Here is a 5,911-nt window from a genome sequence, read left to right as displayed (position 1 = left end):
CAACGAGGAGTTCCAGGAAATGATCACCCGCCACGCCTGGGGTGACATCTGGACCCGCCCCGGCCTGCCGCGCCACAGACCACCAGCGTTGGCGCGCTGATCGCGCCGATCTCGCCGCGGAAATCGGCATCGCGCACCGCCGCGCAGTTGGCCGCGTAACCTTCCGGCGAAGTCTGCGCCAGCATGCCGACGATGGGCTCGACCTTGCCCGGCTCGGCCTCGGCGAAATCGGCGGTGAACCAGCGCGAGATCGACGCATCGCGCAGGTTGCGCATGGCGTCGGCGCCGCCGCTGAGCACGGTCTCGATGCGCGGGTTCCAGACTTCCGGGGTGCCGATCTTGGCGGCGGTGTTGCACAGCACCAGGCGCTCGATGCGCTCCGGCGCATGGATGCCCAGCCACTGGCCGATCAGCCCGCCCATGGACAGTCCGCAGAAGTGCGCGCGCGGGATATCCAGCGCATCCAGCAGGGCCAGCACGTCGCGGCCGTTCTGCTCGATGCTGTACGGGCCGGGAGTGATCAGCGAAGCGCCGTGGCCACGGGTGTCATAGCGCAGCACGCGGAAGTGTTCGGCGAAGGCCGCAACCTGCGCGTCCCACATGTGCAGGTCGGTGCCCAGGGAGTTGGACAGCACCAGCACCGGCGCGCCGGACGGGCCTTCCAATTGATAGTTCAGGTCGCCATCGGCGAGACGTACGGCAGGCATGCAAGGCTCCTATCGGGATTCTTTGCGCAAGGAAAGTGCTTGGTGTTCGGCCAGCGCGCGCTCGACCCAGCGACGCGCCTGGCCCAGGTAATGGGCGGGATCGAGCAGGCGATCCAGCTCCTCGGCATTCAGTTGAGCGGCGACTTCGGCGTTGGCGCCGAGCACCGCGCGCAGGTGCGCGCCCTCCTTCACCGCCTGCTTGCAGCACTGCTCCACCAGGTGGTGCGCGGCGTCGCGGCCGATGCGCTGGGCCAGGGCGATGCTCACGGCTTCGGCGAGCACCAGGCCGCGGGTCAGGTCGAGGTTCGCCAGCATGCGCTCGGCATCCACTTCCAGCCCCGGCACCAGGCTCAGAGCCTGCTGCAATGCGCCGGAGACTAGGCAGCACAGCTCCGGCAGGCTTTCCCATTCGGCGTGCCACAGGCCGAGGCTGCGCTCGTGCTCCTGGGGCATGGCGGCGAACAAGGTCGAGACCAGGCCCGGCGCGCGGGTGGCCGCGCCGATCAGCACGGCGGCACCCACCGGGTTGCGCTTGTGCGGCATGGTGGAGGACCCGCCCTTGCCCGGCGCGGAAGGTTCGAAGACTTCGCCGGCCTCGGTCTGCATCAGCAGGCTGAGGTCGCGGCCCAGCTTGCCGAGGCTGCCGGCGATCAGGCCGAGCAGGCTGGCGAATTCCACCAGGCGGTCGCGCTGGGTGTGCCAGGGTTGCTCGGGCAGTTGCAGGTTCAGCTCTTCCGCCAGCGCCTCGGCCACGGCGAAACCCTGCTCGCCCAGCGCGGCGAGGCTGCCGGAAGCACCGCCGAACTGCAGGCACAGCAGGCGAGGCTTGAGTTCGTTCAGACGCTGGCGATGGCGGGTGATCGCGCCCAGCCAGCCGGCGATCTTCATGCCGAGGGTGACCGGCGTTGCATGCTGAAGCCAGGTGCGGCCGACCATGGGTGTGCCTGCGTGGGCTTGTGCTTGCATGGCCAGCGCATCGGCCAGTTGGGCAAGCTCGTTTTCCAGCAGCTCGATGGCGGCACGCAGTTGCAGGACCAGGCCTGAGTCCATGGCGTCCTGGCTGGTGGCGCCCAGGTGCACGTAGCGCTCGGCTTCCTTGTCCTCGGCTGCGATGCGCTTGCCCAGCGCCTTCACCAGCGGGATCGCCGAATTGCCGGCGCTGCAGATAGCCTGGGCCAGTGCATCGAAATCATAGAGCTCGGCACGGCAGGCGGCGGCAATGGGCGCCACGGCGTTCGCCGGGATCACGCCCACGCGGGCTTCGGCGCGGGCCAACGCGGCCTCGAAGTCGAGCATGCCCTGCACCCGGCCGTAGTCGCTGAAGATCGCGCGCATGGCGGGCTGGGTGAAGTAGGCGTCGAACAGAAGGTTGGTGCTCACGAGGTGGCTCCGGAGATCGGGCAGGCTTAGTCGGACAGTATGACCGGAGAGCTGGCGTAGGGCGCATAACCTGGAACAGGTTATCCGCCGGCCCTTGGTCGGCGGATAACGCTGGCGCGTTATGCGCCCTACTGTCCTGCAGCGGGATAATTCAGCGCAACGGCAGCCAGGGGGAATCCTGTAGGAGCGAGCCTGCTCGCGAACGCCCCCCGCTGCGAGGGCCGGGTTCGCGAGCAAGCTCGCTCCTACGAAGAGCAAAGAGCTAAACGCGCTCGACGACCAGCGCTACGCCCTGCCCCACGCCCACGCACATGGTGCACAGGCCGAGCTTGCCACCGGTCTTCTGCAGCTGGTGCACCGCCGTCAGCACCAGGCGAGCGCCGCTGGCGCCCAGTGGGTGGCCGAGGGCGATGGCGCCGCCGTTGGGGTTCACCCGTGCATCGTCATCGGCGATGCCCAGATCACGGGTCACCGCCAGACCTTGCGCGGCAAAGGCTTCGTTCAGCTCGATGACGTCGAACTGGTCCACGGACAGGTTCAGGCGCTCCAACAGCTTGCGCACCGCCGGTACCGGGCCGATGCCCATCACCCGCGGGGCGACGCCGGCGCTGGCCATGCCGAGCACTTTCGCACGCGGTGTCAGGCCGTGTTTCTTCACCGCCTCGGCGCTGGCGAGGATCAGCGCCACGGCGCCGTCATTGACACCGGAGGCGTTGCCGGCGGTGACGGTCTTGCCTTCGCCGTTCACCGGCTTGAGCTTGGCCAGCGCTTCCAGGGTGGTGTCCGGGCGCGGGTGTTCGTCGGTGTCGACGACGGTCTCGCCCTTGCGGCCCTTGATCACCACCGGGACGATTTCCTCTGCGAAGTAACCGCTGGCCTGGGCGACGCCGGCACGCTGCTGGCTGCGCAGGGAGAAGGCGTCCTGATCGGCACGGTTGACGTTGTAATCGTCGGCGACGTTGTCGGCGGTCTGCGGCATGGCGTCCACGCCGTACTGCGCCTTCATCAGCGGGTTGATGAAGCGCCAGCCGATGGTGGTGTCCTCGATCTTCTGGCCGCGGCCGAAGGCGCTGTCGGCCTTGCCCATTACATAGGGCGCGCGGGACATGGACTCAACTCCGCCGGCGATGACCAGTTCGGCTTCGCCGCTGGCAATGGCGCGGAAGCCGGTGCCCACCGCGTCCATGCCCGAGGCGCAGAGGCGGTTGAGGGTCACGCCCGGCACGCTCTCCGGCAGTCCGGCCAGCAGCAGCGCCATGCGCGCCACGTTGCGGTTGTCCTCGCCGGCCTGGTTGGCGCAGCCGAGGTAGACCTCGTCCAGCGCGGCCCAGTCGACTTGCGGGTTACGTTCCACCAGCGCCTTCACCGGCACGGCGGCGAGGTCGTCGGCGCGCACGCCGGAGAGCGAGCCGCCGAAGCGACCGATGGGCGTACGCACGGCGTCGCAGATGAAGACTTCGCGGCTCATTCCTCACCTCCCATCTGGCCGTGGGCGGCAGCGGTGCGGGCTTCGAGGGCGCGCAGGGCTTCCAGCTCCACGTCGGTCGGCGCGACGGTCTCGGTGACCTGCTCGGCGAAGCGGATCGCCCAGCCGGTGTTCTCCACCACCTGCTCGCGGGTCACGCCCGGGTGCAGGGTGGTGACGATGAATTCGTTGCTGCCGGCTTCCGGCTCCATGATGCACAGGTCAGTGATGATCGCCACCGGGCCCTTGCCGGGCAGGCCGAGCTGCTGGCGGTGATCGCCGCCCTCGCCGAAGCCGACCGAGGTGATGAAGGCCAGCTTGTCGACGAAGGTGCGGTGGGACTGCTTGAGGATGATCAGCACTTCCTTGGCGGAACCGGCGATCTCCGGCGCGCCACCGGCGCCGGGCAGGCGCACCTTCGGCTTGTTGTAGTCGCCGATGACGGTGGTGTTGATGTTGCCGAAGCGGTCGACCTGGGCGGCGCCGAGGAAGCCGACGTCGATGCGCCCGCCCTGCAGCCAGTAGCGGAAGATCTCGCCGGTGGGCACCACGGTGTCGGCGGTTTCGGCCAGCTCGCCGTCACCGATGGATAGCGGCAGCACGCTGGGCTTGGCGCCGATGGGGCCGGATTCGTAGATCAGGACCACGTCGGGCGATGCGGTCAGGCGCGCCAGGTTGGCGGCCTTGGACGGCAGGCCGATGCCTACGAAGCAGACGGCGCCGTTCTTCAGGCGGCGGGCGGCGGCCACGGTCATCATTTCATTGGTGCTGTAGGCGCTCATTACTTGGCCTCCGCGAGCTTGGCTTTGAACTCGTTGAAATCTTTCGTGCCGCGGATGTAGGTATCGATCCAGGCGTTGAAGGTATCGCGGTCGCGGGCGATCGGATCCCAGGCCTGGTAGAAGCGGTTGTCGCGCTCGGAGTAGCCGTGGGCGTAGGACGGATGCGAACCGCCGGGCACCAGGCAGACGGCGGACAGCGCCCAGGTCGGCAGGACGCAGGAATTCATCGGCGCGTTCAGATCGTCGACGATTTCCTCGACGGTGACGATGCAGCGCTTGGCGGCCAGGGCGGCTTCCTTCTGCACGCCGAGGATGCCCCACAGCAGCACGTTGCCCTTGCGGTCGGCCTTCTGCGCGTGGATCACGGTGACGTCCGGGCGCACCGACGGCACGGCGGCCAGTTGCTCGCCGGTGAACGGGCAGTTGATGAACCTGATGTTCGGGTTGACCTTCGGCAGGTCGGAGCCGGCGTAGGCGCGCAGCACGGCAAATGGCAGGCCCGAGGCGCCGGCGACATAGGAGTTGGCGAGGTCGGCGTGGCTGTGCTCGTCGATCTCAATCTCGCGCGGCCAGCCCTTCTCCACCGCGTCGCGCAGGCGATGCAGCGAACCGACACCGGGGTTGCCGCCCCAGGAGAAGGTCAGCTTGCGCACGCAGCCGGCGCCGATCAGCAGGTCGTAGACCAGGTCGGGGGTCATGCGCACCAGGTGCAGGTCTTTCTTGCCCTGGCGGATCAGCTCGTGGGAGGCAGCGGTCGGGATCAGGTGGGTGAAGCCTTCGAGCGCGACGGTGTCGCCGTCGTTGACGAAGCGCTCGACCGCTTCGCGGAGGGTGAGGAGTTCAGCCATGGTCGGTCTCGTTGTGTAGGGGGTGCCGATGGGAAAACAGTACCGTCGGGGGGGATGGGCGAACAATGCGATAATCGACTATTGGTGCGAATATCGAACACTTCTCTTAGTAGGCTAACGGACGTGCCAGCCCTCGGCGGTAGCCCGGAAACGTAGTAGCGGACTCCTTTCGCGATGGTCCCCGAGCACAAGAGCATCGCGGACGGAGTCCGCTCCTACGGGTGTATCTGGTGGGCGTGGCGCTATCGGTGGGCAGTTCTGTTGTAGGAGCGAGCTTGCTCGCGAACCCGCCCAGCGCCGGAGCGACCGGGTAACGCTGTTCGCGAGCAAGCTCGCTCCTACAGGGTCAGCACCGCGCGAAAATCAGGCTTCCTGCAACGCGCGCGGACGGCTGCTGCGGTCTTCGGCGTCGGCGGAAACCGCCTGCTGCAGCTGGAAGTCAAACTCGATCTCGGCGAAGCGCCCTTCCACTCCGCGCGCCTGGGCGGCGGCCGCGTCCTCGACGAAACGCACCTCGCCGATCAGCCCGTCGCGGGTGGCATAGGCGAAGTCGTCCCACAGGTACTGGTCGCCCGCCAGGTTGATCTGCGTGGTCAGGTGGCGGTGCCCCGGCGCGGAGATGAAGAAATGGATGTGCGCCGGGCGCTGGCCGTGGCGGCCGAGCTGGTTCAGCAGCTCCTGGGTCGGGCCGTCCGGCGGGCAGCCGTAACCGCTGGGCACGATGCTGCG

Annotated in this window: 4 protein-coding genes and 3 pseudogenes; 1 reads left to right on the top strand and 6 read right to left on the bottom strand. The window is 68.1% G+C overall.

Annotation, left to right across the window (positions count from 1 at the left end; translation table 11 throughout):
• Nucleotides 1-76 (top strand): annotated as a pseudogene (locus ACCC94_RS27165) (4-carboxymuconolactone decarboxylase); the annotation flags it as partial.
• Here the strand turns inward: ACCC94_RS27165 and pcaD are convergent.
• The 6 genes and pseudogenes from pcaD to ACCC94_RS27135 all read right to left on the bottom strand — a co-directional run.
• Nucleotides 69-707, bottom strand: a pseudogene (gene pcaD / locus ACCC94_RS27160) (3-oxoadipate enol-lactonase); the annotation flags it as partial. The pseudogenes ACCC94_RS27165 and pcaD sit on opposite strands and share 8 nt — an antisense overlap.
• Nucleotides 708-716: 9 nt before the next feature.
• Nucleotides 717-2,087 (bottom strand): 3-carboxy-cis,cis-muconate cycloisomerase, encoded by a 1,371-nt coding sequence (locus ACCC94_RS27155; protein WP_413352703.1) that lies wholly within the window; start codon nucleotides 2,085-2,087, stop codon nucleotides 717-719.
• Nucleotides 2,088-2,349: 262 nt separating this feature from the next.
• Entirely contained in the window at nucleotides 2,350-3,555 is a 1,206-nt protein-coding gene (pcaF, locus tag ACCC94_RS27150) for a 3-oxoadipyl-CoA thiolase (RefSeq protein ID WP_413352702.1), read from the bottom strand.
• Nucleotides 3,552-4,334: a CoA-transferase subunit beta gene (locus ACCC94_RS27145; protein WP_413352701.1), complete on the bottom strand. Its 783-nt coding sequence runs from the start codon at nucleotides 4,332-4,334 to the stop codon at nucleotides 3,552-3,554. Before ACCC94_RS27145 ends, pcaF begins: the two co-directional genes overlap by 4 nt.
• Complete coding sequence (locus ACCC94_RS27140) at nucleotides 4,334-5,182, bottom strand: CoA transferase subunit A (protein ID WP_413352700.1); 849 nt, start codon at nucleotides 5,180-5,182, stop codon at nucleotides 4,334-4,336. The genes ACCC94_RS27145 and ACCC94_RS27140 overlap by 1 nt, the downstream gene beginning before the upstream one ends.
• A 363-nt stretch (nucleotides 5,183-5,545) precedes the next feature.
• Nucleotides 5,546-5,911 (bottom strand): annotated as a pseudogene (locus ACCC94_RS27135) (catechol 1,2-dioxygenase); the annotation flags it as partial.

Origin of the sequence: Pseudomonas sp. Pseusp97 (assembly GCF_047304025.1) — a bacterium.
GTDB lineage: Bacteria > Pseudomonadota > Gammaproteobacteria > Pseudomonadales > Pseudomonadaceae > Pseudomonas.
The sequence above is the reverse complement of the archived record's forward strand: the minus strand, read 5'-3'. Positions and strand labels throughout refer to the sequence as shown.